Here is a 16,891-nt window from a genome sequence, read left to right as displayed (position 1 = left end):
CCCTCAGGCGGACAGGCGCTTGCGGCCGTGGGCGCGGCGGGCGGCAATGATCTTGCGGCCGTTGCGGGTCTCCATGCGCGCACGGAAGCCGTGGCGGCGCTTGCGCACGAGCTTGCTGGGTTGATAGGTGCGCTTCACGGTCAAATCTCCAGATGTCTTGAGGCCGCCTTGCGGTTCGGACCCCAGCAGCGGCGCTGCGACGGCGATGGTTCGCTGCTGCCCGGCTCGCGACCCGATCCATGAGGATCAAGCGGAAATGAGGGCTGGGCTCCGGCCGCCGCAGCCGCCTGAGTTCGGGCTCGGCTTATAGGGGCAGCGGCGGCGCGCGTCAATCCAGAGCATGGGGACAACACGCGCCGCCGGCGCTTCTCGTCAGGCGCGCAGCGTTGCGCCCGTCTTCTTCGCCACTTCCGCGACGATGCGGCCGGCGACCTCCTCGATCTCCTTGTCGGTGAGCGTGCGCTCGCGCGGCTGGAGCGTGACTTCCACCGCCACCGACTTCTTGTCGGGATCGATTCCCTTGCCCTCGTAGAGGTCGAACACGCCGACGCCGGTGACGAGCTTCTTGTCGGCGCCCTGCGCTGCCTTGAGGATGTCGGCCGCCGCCACCTCCCGGCCCACGAGGAAGGCGAAGTCGCGCTTCACGGCCTGGAAGGGCGAGAGATCGAGATTCGGCTTCACCCGGGTCGCCTTGGCCTTGGGCTCGGGAATCTTGTCGAGCACGATCTCGAAAGCCACCAGCGGCCCCGTCACGTCCAGCGCTTCCAGCACGGCGGGATGGATCTCGCCGAAATGGGCCATGGCGTTGGAGCCGAGGCGCAGCGTGCCGGAGCGGCCGGGGTGGTACCAGCCGGGGGCATCGGGGGTGACCTGCAGATTCGCCACCGGCGCCCCGCAAGCGGCCAGCGCCGCGAGGGCGTCAGCCTTGGCGTCGAAGGCATCCACTGCCGTCGCACTGCCCGCCCAGTGGCGGCCGCCGCCCGAGGGCTTGGCCGTGCCACGGCGGACGCCGGAGGCGGCCTGGCGCTGGTCGCCGGGGCCGTCGCCGAGGAAGATCTGGCCCACCTCGAACAGGGCCACGTCGCCCGCCCCACGCGCCGCATTGGCGCCCGCCGCCTTGATGAGGCCGGGCAGGAGGCTCGGGCGCATGTCAGAGAGGTCGGAGGCGATGGGGTTGGACAGAGCGAGGGCGTCCGCGCCGCCGCCGAACAGCTTTGCCGCTTCTTTCGACACGAAGGACCAGGTGACCGCCTCCACCATGCCGCGCGCCGCCAGCGAGCGCCGCGCCTTGCGGCTGCGCAGCTGGAGCGTGGTGAGCACGGCCTTGCGCGCATCGGCGCCGCGCGGCAGCTCGGTGGACGGTACGCGCTCCAGGCCGAGGATGCGCACCACCTCTTCCACGAGGTCCGCCTTGCCCTCGATGTCGCCGCGCCACGAGGGCGGGACCACCTCAAGCACCGGCGCAGTGCCGGAGATGGCGAAGCCGAGCTTTTCCAGCACGCCGCGAATCTCGTCTTCGGACGCTTCCAGCCCGGTCAGCCGCTTCACTTCCGTGAGGGGGAAGGCGATGGTGCGGGTCGTGTCGGGGATGGCACCGGCCAGCACCATCTCCGAGGGCTCGCCGCCGCACAGCTCAAGGATGAGATGGGTGGCGAGGTCGAGGCCCGGCACCGTGAAGGCCGGATCGACGCCGCGCTCGAAGCGGAAGCGGGCATCGGAATTGATGCCGAGCTTGCGGCCGGTCTGGGCGATGGTGATGGCATCCCACAGCGCCGATTCGATCACCACGTCCGTGGTGCCATCGTCGCAGCCGGATTCTTCGCCGCCCATGATGCCGGCGAGGCTCTCCACGCCCTTGTCGTCGGCGATCACGCACATGCTCTCGTCGAGCGTGTAGGTCTTGCCGTCCAGCGCCAGCAGCGTCTCGCCGCCCTTGGCCCGGCGCACCACGAGATGGCCGCTCACCTTCTTCAGGTCGAAGACATGGAGCGGGCGGTTGCGGTCGAACGTCATGAAGTTGGTGACGTCCACCAGCGCGTTGATGGGGCGCAGGCCTATGGCGCGCAGGCGGTCCTGCAGCCACTGGGGGGAGGGGCCGTTCTTCACGCCCTTCACCACCCGAAGGGCAAAGGTGGGGCAGAGCGGCGAGGTCTCGCCGAACTCCAGCGTCACCGTCAGCGGGGCAGGGAAGGTGCCCTCCACCGGCTTCACGCGGGGGGCCATCAGCTCGCCGAGGCCGGCGGCTGCGAGGTCGCGGGCGACGCCGGAGACGCCGAGGCAGTCGGCGCGGTTGGGCGTCACGGCGATCTCGATCACCGGGTCATTGAGGCCGAGGACTTCCGCGAACGGCGCGCCAACAGGGGCGTCTTCCGGCAACTCCAGGATGCCGTCATGCTCCTCGGAAAGCCCCATCTCGCGGGCCGAGCAGAGCATGCCGCGGCTTTCCACGTCGCGGATCTTGCCGATCTTCAGTTCCAGCCCCGATGTGGGGATGACCGTGCCGGGCGCGGCGAAGACGGTCTTCAACCCCGCCCGCGCATTCGGCGCGCCGCACACCACCTGGATGGGATCACCCTTTCCGATGGAAACGGTGCAGACGCGCAGCTTGTCGGCGTTGGGGTGCTTCTCGGCGGTCAGCACCTCGCCCACAACGAAAGGCGCGAGCTGCTTGGCCTTGTCCTCAATACCCTCGACCTCGAGGCCGATGAGGGAGAGGCGCTCGACGATCTGGTCGAAGGAGGCGGTGGGCTCGAGGTGATCCTTGAGCCAGGAGTAGGTGAATTTCATGGGTCCTGCTCCTTACGCGCTCAGGCCGCCGGCCAGCGTCGGGAAGTCCAGCGGGCGGAAGCCGTAGTGGGAGAGCCAGCGCACGTCGGCCTCGAAGAAGGCCCTGAGGTCGCTCATGCCGTACTTGAGCATGGCAATGCGATCGATGCCCATGCCCCAGGCGAAGCCCTGGTACTCGTCCGGGTCGATGCCGCAGTTGCGCAGCACGTTGGGGTGCACCATCCCGCAGCCGAGGATTTCCAGCCAGTCATTGCCCTCGCCGAAGCGGATTTCGCCGGGGCGGGAGCGGTCGCACTGGATGTCCACTTCCATGCTGGGCTCGGTGAAGGGGAAGAAGGAGGGGCGGAAGCGCATCTTCACGCCCTCCACCTCGAAGAAGGACTTGCAGAACTCCTCGAGAATCCACTTGAGGTGGCCGAGGTGCGCCGACTTGTCGATCACCAGCCCTTCCACCTGATGGAACATGGGCGTGTGGGTCTGGTCCGAATCGCAGCGATAGGTGCGGCCGGGGCAGATGACGCGGATGGGCGGCTTCTGCGCCTGCATGGTGCGCACCTGCACGGGCGAGGTGTGGGTGCGCAGCACCTTGCGCTGGCCGTCCGCGCCGGGGGGCAGGAAGAAGGTGTCGTGCATCTCGCGCGCCGGATGGCCGGCGGGGAAGTTCAGCGCGGTGAAATTGTGGAAGTCGTCCTCGATGTCCGGCCCTTCCGCCACCGAGAAGCCCATGTCGGCGAAGATGGCGGTCAGTTCTTCCATCACCTGCGCGATGGGGTGGACGCGGCCGGTCTCGGCGGCGGCCTCGCGCACGGGCAGGGTCACGTCCACCTTTTCGGTGGCGAGGCGGGCCTCCAGCGCTGCATTCTTCAGAGCGGCGCGGCGGTGGGCGAGAAGGCCCTGCACCGTATCACGCAAGCCGTTGATGGCCGGCCCCATCACCTTGCGCTCGTCCGGGCTCATGCCGCCCAGCGACTTCAGCAGCTCGGAGACCGATCCCTTCTTGCCGAGGGCCGCGATGCGGATCTCTTCCAGGCCGGCCTCGTCCTGCGCGCGCAGGATGGCGGCGGAGAGGCTCTCCTGAAGGTCTTCGAGGGCGCTCGGATCGGTGGCGGATGGTGTCGCGGACATGGGCCTATCCCGGAAAACGAAAAGGCCGGCGGAGTGGCCGGCGTCGGGTCGCGCCGCTTATAGACGGGCCGCGCCCAATGGCAAAAGCCCCGGACGGATGATCCGCACGGGGCTCTTGAAGGTCTCGGAAAGACGGGAGGAGAAGCGCTGCGCTGTCGCCAATCAGGCGAGAGCGGCGTTTCAGGCGAGAGCCGCCTTGGCCTTCTCCACCAGGGCCTTGAACGCGTCGGGCTCGTGGATGGCGATATCCGAGAGCACCTTGCGATCGACCTCGATCCCGGCCTTGCCGAGACCATCGATAAATCGCGAATAGGTCAGATCGAGATCGAGCGCGCGCACGCCGGCGTTGATGCGCTGGATCCAGAGCGCACGGAAATTGCGCTTCTTCACCTTGCGATCACGGTAGGCATACTGCATCGACCGTTCGACGGCCGACTTCGCAGCGCGGATCGTATTCTTGCGGCGGCCGTAAAAGCCCTTTGCGGCTTTGTAGACCTTCTTGTGCTTGGCGTGTGAGGTAACGCCACGTTTCACGCGGGCCATGGAAAAGCTCCTTCAGATCGCGGTGGCGTCAGCCGTTCGGCAGGAACGACTTGCGGATGACCTTGCCGTCGCACTCGGCGAGGATGGTCGTGCCGCGCTGGTTGCGGATCTGGTTGTTGGTCCGCTTGATCATGCCATGGCGCTTGCCGGCCTGACCCGCGATCACTTTTCCCGTACCCGTCAGGCGGAAGCGTTTCTTCGCTCCCGACTTGGTCTTCATCTTGGGCATTTGGCTCTCCGTGGCATGGGTCCTCGCCCGCGAGGGCGGTGGACGCTCAGCCTCTTGTTGCTGTTGAGCGGTATGAGCCAGCGCGGCAGCCCTTAATCGCCGGCCGGCTCGAAGGCGGCAGTCGTTACAGGAGCGTGACGATAAAGGCAAGTGCCGCGGGGCCGACGCGGCGGAGGCAGGGCGCGCGTGACGGCGGCACGGCCACGAAAAAAGGCCGCCGCGGGAGGCGGCGACCTTTCTGTTTCTTGCACGTAAATGGCCTCAGGGGCAGGGGTGCTGCAGCCCGTCGTAGCCGGTGTAGGTGCCGGTGGCGGGGTTATAGGAGCGGAATCGCTGGGCGCAGTAGGACACTGCGTCGTTGCTTCCGGCATTGGCTGCCGCGGCCGCTGCCGCCGCGCCGATGGCGAGACCGGCGATGCCGGCCGCGATCCATGCGCCGTTGTCGTTGCGATAATACCACCCGCCATTCCGCCAGTAGGGCCGTCCCCAGCGGGCGTGATAGCCGGGGCGCGGGCCATGCCAGCCGGGGCGACCGTAGCCCGGGCGGCCATAGCCGGGGCCACGAACGGGCCCACGCACCGCGTGTCCCGGACCGCGCCCCGGGCCGCGGACGCCAGGGCCACGCTTGGGACCGCCATGCCGGGCCTGCACCTCCTCCGGAGCCGCGGCCTGGACATTCATGGATGCGGCACCGGCTCGCAACGCCTGAGCAGAAGCGGCCGGAGCCGTCGCCACGGCAGCCACACCGACGCTGGAGACGACGATGGCCGCGGAGGTGAGGCCGACGGTGATCCGCCGGAAGGTCTTGCGCAACAGATGGGGCATACCGAACTCCTTGTTATGCCGGTTCAACGCCCCGGGTGACGCAAGGATGCCCCCTGTCACGCACGCGTGATCGCCAGCCCCACCCGACCGGAACAAATGCACCAGTTCGCCGCTTTCCAGCCGCAAGTTCCGCTACGTCCGCGAAACATTCGACACAAAGACCGCTGAAGATAGAAAGTGTTGAGGGAGTGAAGATCATGTTCGGCACAAGAAGGGTGGCATTGTTTGCCGTGGCGGCTGTCACTGGCGGCATGCTTTCGCTTTCGGTTCCCGTCGCGAATGCTCAAGCGCTGCGCCTCGGCCTTGCCAATCCCGCGGTGGCCAATGTCGGCGCCGTGGAACAGGTGGCCTGGCGTGGCGGCGGTGGTCCCCGCATGGGTGGGGTGCGCATGGGCGGACCGCGTGTGGGGGCCGTTGGCGTCGGCCGTGTCGGCTATGCCGGGCGCCCGGGTTACGTGGGCCGTCCCGGTTACGCCGGTCGTCCGGGCTACGTGGGTCGCCCCGGCTATGTGGGTCGCCCCGGCTATGTGGGTCGTCCGGGCTATGTCGGCCGTCCGGGCTATGTGGGTCGCCCCGGCTATGTGGGTCGCCCTGCCTACGCAGGTGGATGGGGGCCGGGCCGTCCCGGCTGGGGGCCCGGGCGTCCCGGTTGGGGTCCCGGCGGTCCGGGCTGGGGTCATCCGGGCTGGCGCCCGCCGCCGGGCGCGTGGGGTCCGGGGCCGTGGCGTCCGGGCTGGGGCTGGTATCGTCCCGGCTGGGGCTGGGGCTACTACAACAATACCGGTGCATGGATCGCGCTCGGCGTCGCCAGCGGCGTCGCGCTCGGTGCCGTGGCGGCGGCCAATGCGGACACGGTCTATACCGACGACGCGGTGGCCTACTGCATGTCGCGGTTCCGTTCGTACAACCCGGCGACCGGCACCTACACCGGCTACGACGGGTTCCAGCACCCCTGTCCGTGAGGGCAATAGCGCGGCCGCATCGGTGGCCGCGCTTCAGGCCCGACGGGTGCGAATCGGCGAGCCAGAGAGGCTCGGCGGGTCAGAAACGAGAAAAGCCCGGCGCGCTGCGCCGGGCTTTTTCTTTATGCCGCCCCGGAGCCCGCGTCAGCGGGAGCCCTCGCGAAGGTCCCGCGTCAGCGCGGGGCGAGGATCATGATCATCTGCCGGCCTTCAAGCATGGGCTCGGCCTCGACCTTGGCGATGGTCGAAACGTCTTCCTTGAGCTTCTGCAGCAGCTTGTAGCCGATGTCCTGGTGCGCCATCTCGCGTCCGCGGAAACGCAGGGTGACCTTCACCTTGTCCCCGTCCTCGAAGAAGCGCTGCATCGACCGCATTTTCACGTCGTAGTCGTGATCGTCGATGCCGGGGCGGAGCTTGATCTCCTTGACCTCGACCACCTTCTGCTTCTTGCGCGCCTCGCTGGCCTTCTTCTGGTTTTGGTACTTGAAGCGGCCGTAGTCGAGAATCTTGCAGACGGGGGGCGCGGAGTTGGGGGAGATCTCGACGAGGTCGAGCCCGGCTTCCTGCGCCAGGGCGAGCGCATCGCGGATCGCTACCACCCCGCGGTTCTGACCGTCCTGGTCGATCAGCTGGACTTCGCGGATGCGGATTTCCTCATTGACGCGCGGTCCATCCTTCTCCGGCGCGACGGGTCTCATAGGGCGGCGAATGGCTTCAGCTCCTTGGCAATCAACACGATACCCCAAGGGTAAACAGGCCGCGGCGCCGGTCCTTGCCGTCGTCTGCGCAACCCGCCTCTGAGGGTAGGCTGGAAAGATCGTGACAAACCGCCGTAAAGTCAATGACCCATGCGGATTCGCGCGGCATTGGGGGGCGGTTTCCGGCATTGCCGGCCGGAGGGGCGTCTCACGGGGGCGATGACGGGTCACATGCCGGGCCACAGTTCAGCCGCCTTCCCTGTGCATGCCTCTGGGACACGGGTCCGCCGGCCCCCCGGACTTCTCCATCCGGACTTTGCAATGACGACGACCCCGATGACCGCTCTTTCGTCCCGTTCCCGGCGCCGCGCCGGTGTCGCCCTCGTTGCCGTCCTGACGGCCTCCGGCTTGACCACGCTCGCCGGGCCGGCACGCGCGGACGGGAAGCTCAATGCCAAATATGTGCTGACCGTGGGTGGCGTCGAGCTCGGCCGCGGGTCCATCACCGTGGAGGCCGGCGAGCAGGCCTATGAGATTTCCGGCTCGGCCCGCGTCACGGGCGTGCTGCGCGCGGTCTCGTCCGGCAAGGGCGTCGCGGCGGCGCGGGGGACCATCTCGGGCGGCAAGCTGGTGCCGAAGGTCTATGCGCTGAACGCCGAAGCCGACGGCAAGGCGGAGACGGCGCGTCTCGCCATGGCGTCCGGTGCGGTGAAGGAGATGGAGGTGGAGCCGCCGTTCAAGCCGGCCGCCGACCGCGTTCCCATCGAGCAGTCGGTGCTGCAGAACATCCTCGACCCCATGAGCGGCGCCTTCGTCTATGTGCCCGGCACCGGCGACATGCTGTCGGCCGCGGCCTGCGCCCGCTCGGTCCCCGTGTTCGACGGGCGCCAGCGCTACGACCTCGTCCTGTCCTACCAGCGCACCGAGACGGTGAAGGTGCCGGGATATGCCGGCTCGGCCGTCGTGTGCTCCGTGCGCTACCAGCCGGTCGCCGGCCACCGGCCCACCCGCTATACGGTCAAGTACATGGCGGAAAACAAGGATATCTACGTCTGGCTGGTCCCCATCGCCGGCACCCGCCTGATGGCCCCGTTCCGGGTGTCGGTGGCCACGATGATCGGGACCGCCCTGCTGGAGGCCACCTCGCTGGAAACCGAGGCGAAGGCAAGCACGGTGCCGGTGAACGCCCCCCGCTGAGCCAACGCTGAATCCGCTACCTCCTGTCCCGAGGGGCTACATCTCGTAGGGGGAGAAGCGGGAACGCGGCAGGCGCTGCGATTCGATCGCGATTCGTTCGATGGCTGTTCTCCGGTCTCCCAGTAGCCTCGTCCCACGCCGGGACATGGCCTTCGACCGCATCTTTCCCGAACGTGAGCGTTGCCGGCACGGCGTCGCGTTGACACTGACGTCGACGGAGGTGTTCCCTGCTTGGGCGTGAACGGTTCACGCCCGAGGACATCATGGCGAAACGCAGCAAGGGTGCGCAAAAGGCTCAGGCAACGGCCCCGCGGGGTGTGACATCACTGACGGAAGCCAAGGCCTGGATGGCCAGCCGCGGCATCACCGAGATTGAATGCACCGTTCCCGATCTCGCCGGCGTGGCCCGCGGCAAGATCATGCCGGCTTCCAAGTTCTTTTCCTCGCCCGTGATGAACCTGCCGCTGTCGGTCTTCTTCCAGACCATCTCCGGCGAGTATCCCGACTATGAAGGGCTGGTCGATTCGGTCATCGCCGACAGCGACCTTGTGCTGGAGCCGGACCTTGCCACCCTGTGCTCGGTTCCGTGGGCGCAGGATCCGACCGCCCAGGTCATCCACGACGCCTATCACCGCGACGGCCGCCCGGTGGAGCTTGCCCCCCGCCAGGTGCTGCGGCACGTCATCTCGCTCTACGAGAAGAAGGGCTGGAAGCCGGTGGTGGCACCGGAGATCGAGTTCTATCTGGTCGAGCCCAACACCGATCCCGATTATCCCCTGAAGCCCCCGGTTGGCCGGTCCGGCCGGCCGGAGATCGGCCGCCAGTCCTATTCCATCCAGGCGGTGAATGAGTTCGATGCCCTGTTCGAGGACATCTACGATTATTCCGAGGCCCAGGGGCTGGAGATCGACACGCTGATCCACGAGGACGGCGCCGCGCAGATGGAGATCAACCTGCGCCATGGCGACCCGCTCGTGCTGGCGGACCAGGTGTTCCTGTTCAAGCGCACGATCCGCGAGGCGGCGCTCGCTCACAAGATCTATGCGACGTTCATGGCCAAGCCCATCGCCAACGAGCCGGGCAGCGCCATGCACATCCACCAGTCGGTCATCAACACCGAAACCGGACGCAACCTGTTCTCCGACGAGGACGGCGACCCGACGCCGGAGTTCTTCTCCTTCATCGCCGGCCACCAGAAATACCTGCCGGCGGTCATGTGCATCATGGCGCCCTACGTGAATTCCTATCGCCGGCTGACGCGCGATTCCATGGCGCCCATCAACCTGCAATGGGGCTACGACAACCGCACCGCCGGCCTGCGCGTGCCGCCCTCCACCCCCGAGGCGCGGCGGCTGGAGAACCGGGTGCCGTCGTCCGACGCCAATCCCTATCTCGCCATCGCGGCGTCCCTCGCCTGCGGCTATCTCGGTCTGACCGAGAACCTGCGCGCCACCGATCCCATAGACGGCGACGCGAAAAATCTCGATTTCGACCTGCCGCGCGGGCTCCTGGAGGCGGTTGCGGCGTTTCAGGACAACGAACCCCTCGCCGAGGTGCTGGGCGAGCGCTTCGTCTCCGCTTATGCCGCGGTGAAGCAGGCCGAGTTTGAAACCTTCATGCGGGTGATTTCGCCCTGGGAGCGGGAGTACCTTCTGCTCAACGTGTGAGGCCGACCGGTGCATAAAGAGAACAAGAAGAAGGAAAGCGCCATGCACCGGGTCGCCGCGCCGCTCAATCCGGCCGGCCATGCCCGCTCCTGGTACACGGCGACGGCGACCGCATTCCCCGCCTTCTCGCCTCTGAAGGGCGCGGTGCGGGCCGACATCTGCATCATCGGCGCCGGCTACACGGGACTGTCGGCGGCTCTGCATCTCGCCGAGGCGGGGCACAAGGTGGTGGTGCTGGAGGCCGCGCGGGTGGGCTCGGGTGCCTCCGGGCGCAATGGGGGCCAACTCCACAGCGGTCAGCGCCGCGGCCAGGACTTCCTGGAAAAGGCGGTGGGACGTGAGGATGCCCGCAAGCTTTGGAACCTTGCGGAGGAGGGCAAGGCGCTGGTGCGCAGCCTCATCGCCCGCCACAATATTCCCTGTGACCTGCGCGATGGCCTGATCCTCGCCGACCACAAGGCGCGTTTCGTCCCGGACAGTTACGATTACGCTCGCTCGCTGGCGGCGGACTACGGCTATGACGCGCTGGTGCCTCTCTCCCGCGACGAGATCCGCGCGCTGGTCGGCACCTCCGCCTATTATGGCGGACTGCTGGACAAGGGCGCGGGCCATCTGCACCCGCTCAACTTCGCACTCGGCCTCGGCTCCGCCGCCATTGCCGCCGGGGTCGAGATCCACGAGGGCACGCGGGCGGTCAAGATCAGCGATGAGGGCTCCGTGACCGTCACCACGGACGGCGGTGGCAGCGTCGTCGCCGACTTCCTGCTCGAATGCGGCAACGGCCTGATGGACGGGCTCGACCGGCGGGTGGACGCCCACGTCATGCCCATCTGCAACTATATCGCCGCGACCGAGCCGCTCGGGGACCTGGCGCACGAGATCATCGCCAACGACGCCGCGGTGGCGGACAGCCGCTTCGTCATCAACTATTTCCGCCTCTCCGCCGACGGCCGGCTGCTGTTCGGCGGCGGCGAGAGCTATCGCCGCGGGCTGCGGCCGGACGTGGCGGACTTCGTGCGGCCCTTCATGCTGCGCATCTTCCCGCAGCTCGGCGAGGCCCGCATCGACTATGCCTGGGGCGGCGTGCTGGCCATCACCATGACGCGCCTGCCCTTCGTGCGCCGCCTGTCGCCCCGTGTGCTGGTCTCGGCCGGCTACAGCGGGCAGGGGGTGGCGCTGGCGCCGTTGTTCGGAAAGATCCTCGCCGAGGCGGTGGACGGCCAGCTCGCGCGCTTCGATCTGCTCGGACGCCTGCCGGTACCGCCCTTCCCCGGCGGCACCCTGCTGCGCACCCCGCTGATGATGGCGGGCCTCAGCTACTACGCCCTGCGCGACCGGCTCTGAGCCGGTCCGGCCTCAATTGAGGCCGCCGAGGCGTTTGGCTTCGGCGAGGGCCTTCAGGCAGCCCGCCTCGTCGCCGGCCGCCTGCAGGTTGATGGCCTGGTTGAGCGCGCCGAGGGCGCCGGAATCCGGCTGCGTCACCCCCGCCGCGGCCAGCGATCCGGGCGTCGGCTGCTGGTCGGTCTGCGCGGCGATGGACTGCTCCTGCTCCGGCGGCTTCTTGGGGTGAGGCAGTCGCTCCTTGAGGGCGGCCTGGACCGAAACGATCTGCTCGAGGCAGGCCTGTGCGCGCGCCGGTGCGGCGAACGCGATCAGTACCAGTGCCGGCACCAGCGCGCCGGCGAAACGGGACGCGGAAAAATGAGCCATTCTCGACCTCGGCCACAGGCTGCGGGGTGGCGGGATGCACGCCGCGCCCCAATGAGTCGCGAGCCAATCCGCCCGCTCCGCGAGCATACCCATGCCCACGGCCCGTTGGAATGCGGCGGCGCGACCGGATGGCGTCTCGATCGGGCCTTCCCGGCTAATGCCCAGCGCCCGCCGCCCGGCGGCGGCGGACCAGCATGTTGAGTCCCTCGATGGCCGTGGAGAAACCCATGGCGGCGTAGACGTAGCCCTTGGGCACGTGGGCGCCGAAGCCTTCGGCGATCAGCGTCATGCCGATCATGATGAGGAAGCCCAGCGCCAGCATCACCACGGTGGGGTTGGCCTCGATGAAGCGGGCCAGCGGGTCTGCGGCGAACAACATGCAGGTCACTGCCGCGATCACGGCGATGACCATGATGGGGATGTGCTCGGTCATGCCCACGGCGGTGATGATGCTGTCGATGGAGAACACGATATCGAGCATCAGGATCTGCACGATGGCCGCGGTGAAGCCGATGGTGACCCTGCTGTCCTTCACGTCCTCCGCATGGGTCTGCGGGTCCACGTTGTGATGGATCTCGGTGGTCGCCTTCCACACGAGGAACAGGCCGCCCGCGATGAGGATGAGGTCGCGCCAGGAGAAGCCATGGCCGAACACCTCGAAGATCGGTGCCGTGAGCCGCACGATGATGGCGATGGTGCCGAGCAAGGCGAGGCGCATGATGAGCGCGAGGCCGATGCCGATGCGTCGTGCCTTGCTGCGGTATTGCTCCGGCAGCTTGTTGGTGAGGATGGAGATGAAGATCAGGTTGTCGATGCCGAGCACGACTTCCATGGCCACCAGCGTCACCAGGGCGACCCACGCGGCGGGATCGGCTGCGAGTTGGAGGAGGTAGTCCATCTAGGGGGTGCCTTCAGCAAGGGGTTGCGAGGAATTCTGGGCGCCGCCGGGAAGGGGCGCGGACTGCGGCGGGGCGTGGACGCGGATGGCGGCCGGACGGATGCGGAAATGCGCAGGCGTGTAGGTGACAAGCTCGCCGTCGGTGTTCACCGGCCGGGGGCGGCTGGTGCGGACCACGACCATTTTCGTGCGGAAGGCGCGCACGTCATCCCACTGCCCCTGCGTGCCGGCGCGGAGCGAGGGCAGGAGCGCCAGCAGGCGCCACCAGTGGTCGACTTCGAGGCTGTAGAAATCGAGCTGGCCGTCATCGGCAGTGGCGCTCGCTTCCACCGTCATGCCGCCGCCGTAGTGCCGGCCGTTGCCCACCGAGACCTGCAGGGTGCGCACGGCCTCGGCGGTTCCGTCATGCTCGATATAGGCCGTGAACAGGCGCGACTGCATCAGCAGGCGGGCGGCGACGATGCCGTAGCCGACCACGCCGAAATAGCGCTTGGCCTCCCGCGTGAGCGCGCGGGCGAGATCCGCGGAAAAGCCGATGCTCGCCACGTTGAGGAAGGGATGGCCGTTGACCTCGCCGAGATCGATGAAGCGGGGCGGATGGTCCAGGATGACCCGCGCCGCCGCCAGCGGATCCGTGGGGATGGAGAGGGTGCGGGCGAAGTCGTTGGCCGTGCCGAGCGGCAGCACCCCGAGGGGGAGCTGGGTGTCGTAGAGGCCCGAGGCGGCGGCATTCAGGGTTCCGTCGCCGCCGCCGAGGATGACGAGATCCACCTCGTCCGCACGGGCACGCAGCGCGTCGGACACGTCGCCAGCCGGCGGCAAGGGGGCTTCGAGAAGATCGAAGCCGGTTTCGAGCATGGCACGCACCCCATCAAGCGGCAGGGTGCCGCTGCGGGCGCGCGTGTTGACCATGAACAGCGCGCGCCGCCGGGTCCGGGGGGCTCGGTCAGTCATGCTGCTGCCGGTCTCGACGATGCGGAGGGAACCATGGGGCCTCTGGATGGAGCGCGCAAATCACGCCTGATCCGACATCACGCAGAAAACCTGCGCCAGAGGGGCCCGGACCGGTGAGCGGGGAAATGGGGACTCTGGCGCTACCGCCAAGGGGATGAGGCAGAATGTCGCGCGAGCGGCCCGCCTCCGGCGTGGCTGGGGCGATCGACCTTCGCGGCTTTGGGGAGTGCCCGAGGAAACAGAGGGAGGAGAGCGGGGGCGTTGCTCTCCTCCCTCTACATCGGCCAGCACCAGGGTTGCGGCACCTGGCTATGACCGAACCCCTGTCCGCTTGGGAAGGGAAGGGAGGAGAGCGGGGGCGTTGCTCTCCTCCCTCGGTTCAATCAGCGCCCGGGTTGCGGCACCGGGCGATGACCGAACGGTTTGGTTCGATGAGTATTGACATAGCGCACCGCTTGGGGCGATGCAAGAGAGAACTGAACGGTTCAGTCAAGTGTGCGATCGGCAGGCATCTTTACCCCGTTCGATGTGTGGCATCATTGCCATGCCGGCCGTGCAAGGGACGCCATCATCGTCAATGCGCTTGCGCCCGGGATGTGCGATCGCCGAGAACGAAGGCCTAAGGAAGAGACCCGCGGGATGACGGACAGCGAAGGCGATATCGCACTCAAGCCACGACAGGTGGCGGGCGGGGAGGAGTGCGGCCCGTGCGATGCCCACGAAGCGGGGACAGGGGCGGGACAGGACCCCGAGAAGCGCAGCCAGATTCTCGCCGGTGCCCGGGAAGTGTTCTTTGATCGCGGCTTCGATGCCGCCAGCATGGGCGACATCGCCCGCGCGGCCGGGGTCTCCAAAGGCACGCTCTACGTCTACTTCGAGAACAAGGACGACCTGTTCGCCGAGCTTGTCTCCAACGAGTGCGGCGAGACCGCGGAGCGCATGTTCGTCGTGGATCCCGACGAGGAGGATATCGAGGCGGCGCTGACCAAGATCGGCCGGTCCTTCGTCACCGCCATCCTGCGGCCGAGCAGCATCGCGCTGCTGCGGACGGTCATTTCCATTTCCGGAAAGTTTCCCGATGTGGGCCGCCGCTTCTTCGAGGCCGGCCCCTGCGCCGGCATCTCCCGCCTCGCCGTCTTTCTGAAGGCCAAGGTGGAGCAGGGGCTGCTCGACATCGAGGACGTGGACCAGGCGGCGAGCCAGTTCCTCACCCTCTGCAAGGATGGCGTGACCATTCCGGTCCTTGTCGGCGCACCGAACGCGCCCGATCCGGCGGCGGTGGAGAAATCGGTGCGGGGCGCCGTGCGCGTGTTCCTGCGGGCCTACGGCAGCGATCGCCGCGCCGCGTCCTGAGCGCTCACCCACCGGGCAGAACCAGTCGGCCTTCGGCATCGAAGGGGAAGAAGGGATTGTGGGCGACCTCCCACAGATGCCCGTCGGGGTCGGCGAAATAGCCGCTCGTCCCGCCCCAGAACACCTTTTGCGCCGGCTTGACCACGCGCCCGCCCGCCGCCTCCGCTCGCGCGATCAGGGCTTCGGCCTCGTCCGGTGAGCCGACGTTGCAGGCGAGCGTGAGCCCGGCGAAAGGCTGCGGCGGGGTATCGGCCAGCATTGCATCCTCCGCGAGGCGCCCGCGCGGAAAGAGGCTGAGCACCACATTGCCCGCGCGGAAGAAGGCGACGTTGCCGGCTTCCCCTTCTCCCGCCTTGCTCTCCACCAGGCCGAGCGCCCGATAGAAGGCGGCGGCGCGCGCGAGATCGGACACGCCGAGCGTGACGAGGTGGAGCCTGAGATTGGGTGCGGTCATGCCGGCTCCTCAAGAGAACAGGTCGAGCTGCTCGCCCGGCTGCTTCGGACGGCGGAAGTGCTCGGTGGTCAGCTTCAGCCCGCGGCCGGCGAGGCCGAGGCGGCGGGCGGCGATCTCGAACCTGCGGCCCACCGTCCAGGCATAAGGCCCATCCCCCCGCCCCCTCTTGCCGAAGGTAGAGTCGTAATCCTTGCCGCCGTGCATCTGGCGGATGAGGTTGAGAACGTGGCGGGCCTTGTCCGGGAAATGTGCCACGAGCCATTCCCGGAACAGGTCGGCGATCTCGAGCGGCAGGCGCAGCATCACATAGCCGGCCTCGGACGCGCCCGCGGCCTTGGCGGAATCGAGGATGCGCTCGATCTCCATGTCGTTGAGAGCCGGGATCAGCGGTGCGGTGAGGACCGCGGTGGGAATGCCGGCGTCGGCGAGGCGGCGGATGGTGCCGAGGCGCACATGGGGGCTGGCGGCGCGCGGCTCCATGGTCCGCGACAGGTGCGGATCGAGCGTGGTCATGGAGATGGCGACCTTGGCGAGGCCCTTTTCCGCCATCGGTCCGAGGATATCGATGTCGCGCACCACCAGAGCCGACTTGGTGACGATGCCCACCGGATGCCCGAAGTCCGCCAGCACCTCAAGAATACGGCGGGTCAGCTCGTAGCGCCGCTCGATGGGCTGGTAGGGATCGGTATTGGTCCCCATGGCAATCACGCGCGGCTTGTAGGACGGGTGCGACAGCTCCCGCGCCAGCAGTTCCGGGGCGTCCGGCTTTACGAACAGCTTGGTCTCGAAGTCGAGCCCGGCGGACAGGCCGTGATAGGCGTGGGTTGGCCGTGCGAAGCAATAGATGCAGCCATGCTCGCAGCCCCGGTAGGCGTTGATGGAGCGGTCAAAGGCGATATCGGGGGACTGGTTGCGGGTGATGACCGTGCGCGCCCGCTCCTCCGTCACCTCGGTGCGGAAGGGCGGCAGGTCTTCCAGCGTCTGCCAGCCGTCGTCGAACAGCACGCGGGCGGCAGGCTCGAAGCGCCCGGCGGCGTTGGAAACGGCCCCGCGGCCGCGCCGCCGTTCCGTCTCGACGCCGGTCCCGGCCTCGCCGTCCAGCGCGGGCGGCAGGGCAGGGGGTGGCGCGCTCCGCTCCTCGGCGAGGCGGCCCATGATGCGCTCGGAGCGGGTCTTCACCGGCGGCGAGGCGATACGGGCGTCGCCGGCAAAAGCCTTCGGCGCCGCCTTGGGCTGGGCAGCCTTGGCAGGAGTGGCTTTGGGCAAACCCGCCCTGGATGGGGCCTTCAGGGCGGGAGCGATCGGCGCGGCAATTGGTCCCCCCGGAACGGGCGGGGCGGCGGTGCGCGGGCCGTGGGAATCGGATGCGGGGCTCATGCTTAAAAAGCTAGCACCGAAACAGGAACAAAACAAGAACATCTGGCCCGCGCCGGGAGACTCACGGGGGACTGACGGCCCTCATCGTTTAATCTGGTATACTGTACACCAA

The 16,891-nt window shown here is 68.0% G+C and carries 17 protein-coding genes; 5 read left to right on the top strand and 12 right to left on the bottom strand.

Translation table 11 applies throughout. The annotated features are described in order from the left end of the window. Positions 1–3: 3 nt before the first annotated feature. From rpmH to ACT54R_RS04850, 6 genes are all read right to left on the bottom strand, one after another. A complete protein-coding gene (gene rpmH / locus ACT54R_RS04875) occupies positions 4–138 on the bottom strand; it encodes a 50S ribosomal protein L34 (RefSeq protein ID WP_024280417.1) in 135 nt (44 codons plus the stop codon). Between the two features lie 234 nt (positions 139–372). Next, positions 373–2,787: a phenylalanine--tRNA ligase subunit beta gene (gene pheT, locus ACT54R_RS04870; protein ID WP_476324176.1), complete on the bottom strand. Its 2,415-nt coding sequence runs from the start codon at positions 2,785–2,787 to the stop codon at positions 373–375. A 12-nt stretch (positions 2,788–2,799) separates the two neighbouring features. Continuing rightward, positions 2,800–3,912, bottom strand: coding sequence for a phenylalanine--tRNA ligase subunit alpha (gene pheS, locus ACT54R_RS04865; protein ID WP_476324174.1), 1,113 nt, complete (start codon positions 3,910–3,912; stop codon positions 2,800–2,802). Between the two features lie 180 nt (positions 3,913–4,092). Beyond that, positions 4,093–4,455 carry a 50S ribosomal protein L20 gene (gene rplT / locus ACT54R_RS04860; protein ID WP_168459952.1) on the bottom strand — a complete coding sequence of 121 codons (363 nt, stop codon included), beginning with the start codon at positions 4,453–4,455 and terminating at the stop codon, positions 4,093–4,095. A 28-nt stretch (positions 4,456–4,483) separates the two neighbouring features. Continuing rightward, positions 4,484–4,684: a 50S ribosomal protein L35 gene (gene rpmI, locus ACT54R_RS04855; RefSeq protein WP_024280413.1), complete on the bottom strand. Its 201-nt coding sequence runs from the start codon at positions 4,682–4,684 to the stop codon at positions 4,484–4,486. Positions 4,685–4,945: 261 nt separating this feature from the next. Beyond that, positions 4,946–5,509: a BA14K family protein gene (locus ACT54R_RS04850; RefSeq protein ID WP_476324172.1), complete on the bottom strand. Its 564-nt coding sequence runs from the start codon at positions 5,507–5,509 to the stop codon at positions 4,946–4,948. A gap of 197 nt (positions 5,510–5,706) precedes the next feature. Here ACT54R_RS04850 and ACT54R_RS04845 point away from each other — a divergent pair, with 197 nt between their 5' ends. Next, positions 5,707–6,471 carry a BA14K family protein gene (locus ACT54R_RS04845; protein WP_476324170.1) on the top strand — a complete coding sequence of 255 codons (765 nt, stop codon included), beginning with the start codon at positions 5,707–5,709 and terminating at the stop codon, positions 6,469–6,471. A gap of 173 nt (positions 6,472–6,644) precedes the next feature. Here ACT54R_RS04845 and infC read toward each other — a convergent pair whose 3' ends face one another. Continuing rightward, complete coding sequence (gene infC / locus ACT54R_RS04840; RefSeq protein WP_476324168.1) at positions 6,645–7,169, bottom strand: translation initiation factor IF-3; 525 nt, start codon at positions 7,167–7,169, stop codon at positions 6,645–6,647. A 321-nt stretch (positions 7,170–7,490) separates the two neighbouring features. Between infC and ACT54R_RS04835 the strand changes: the two genes are divergently transcribed. From ACT54R_RS04835 to ACT54R_RS04825, 3 genes are all read left to right on the top strand, one after another. Then, positions 7,491–8,366, top strand: a complete 876-nt coding sequence (locus ACT54R_RS04835; protein ID WP_476324166.1) for a DUF3108 domain-containing protein — start codon at positions 7,491–7,493, stop codon at positions 8,364–8,366. A 263-nt stretch (positions 8,367–8,629) separates the two neighbouring features. Next, positions 8,630–10,033, top strand: a complete 1,404-nt coding sequence (locus tag ACT54R_RS04830; protein WP_168459948.1) for a glutamine synthetase family protein — start codon at positions 8,630–8,632, stop codon at positions 10,031–10,033. Positions 10,034–10,075: 42 nt separating this feature from the next. Then, a complete protein-coding gene (locus tag ACT54R_RS04825; RefSeq protein ID WP_476326383.1) occupies positions 10,076–11,377 on the top strand; it encodes an NAD(P)/FAD-dependent oxidoreductase in 1,302 nt (433 codons plus the stop codon). A 12-nt stretch (positions 11,378–11,389) separates the two neighbouring features. Here ACT54R_RS04825 and ACT54R_RS04820 read toward each other — a convergent pair whose 3' ends face one another. The 3 genes from ACT54R_RS04820 to ACT54R_RS04810 all read right to left on the bottom strand — a co-directional run bounded on the left by ACT54R_RS04820 (position 11,390) and on the right by ACT54R_RS04810 (position 13,595). Next, complete coding sequence (locus tag ACT54R_RS04820) at positions 11,390–11,743, bottom strand: hypothetical protein (RefSeq protein WP_476324164.1); 354 nt, start codon at positions 11,741–11,743, stop codon at positions 11,390–11,392. A gap of 154 nt (positions 11,744–11,897) precedes the next feature. Next, the gene (locus tag ACT54R_RS04815) at positions 11,898–12,641 is read right to left on the bottom strand and encodes a TerC family protein (RefSeq protein WP_476324162.1); all 744 of its coding nucleotides are present in this window, start codon (positions 12,639–12,641) and stop codon (positions 11,898–11,900) included. Further along, on the bottom strand, positions 12,642–13,595 hold the full coding sequence (locus ACT54R_RS04810; protein WP_476324160.1) for a lipid kinase: 954 nt from the start codon (positions 13,593–13,595) through the stop codon (positions 12,642–12,644). Positions 13,596–14,234: 639 nt separating this feature from the next. Here ACT54R_RS04810 and ACT54R_RS04805 point away from each other — a divergent pair. Further along, positions 14,235–14,948 carry a TetR/AcrR family transcriptional regulator gene (locus ACT54R_RS04805; RefSeq protein WP_168459943.1) on the top strand — a complete coding sequence of 238 codons (714 nt, stop codon included), beginning with the start codon at positions 14,235–14,237 and terminating at the stop codon, positions 14,946–14,948. Between the two features lie 4 nt (positions 14,949–14,952). Here the strand turns inward: ACT54R_RS04805 and ACT54R_RS04800 are convergent, their stop codons facing one another. Then, positions 14,953–15,402: a VOC family protein gene (locus tag ACT54R_RS04800; RefSeq protein ID WP_476324158.1), complete on the bottom strand. Its 450-nt coding sequence runs from the start codon at positions 15,400–15,402 to the stop codon at positions 14,953–14,955. Positions 15,403–15,411: 9 nt separating this feature from the next. Beyond that, a complete protein-coding gene (locus ACT54R_RS04795) occupies positions 15,412–16,557 on the bottom strand; it encodes a PA0069 family radical SAM protein (RefSeq protein ID WP_476326381.1) in 1,146 nt (381 codons plus the stop codon). Between the last annotated feature and the right edge of the window lie 334 nt (positions 16,558–16,891).

The organism is Xanthobacter sp. DMC47, assembly GCF_056313845.1.
This window is presented reverse-complemented; position numbering and strand designations above follow the sequence as displayed.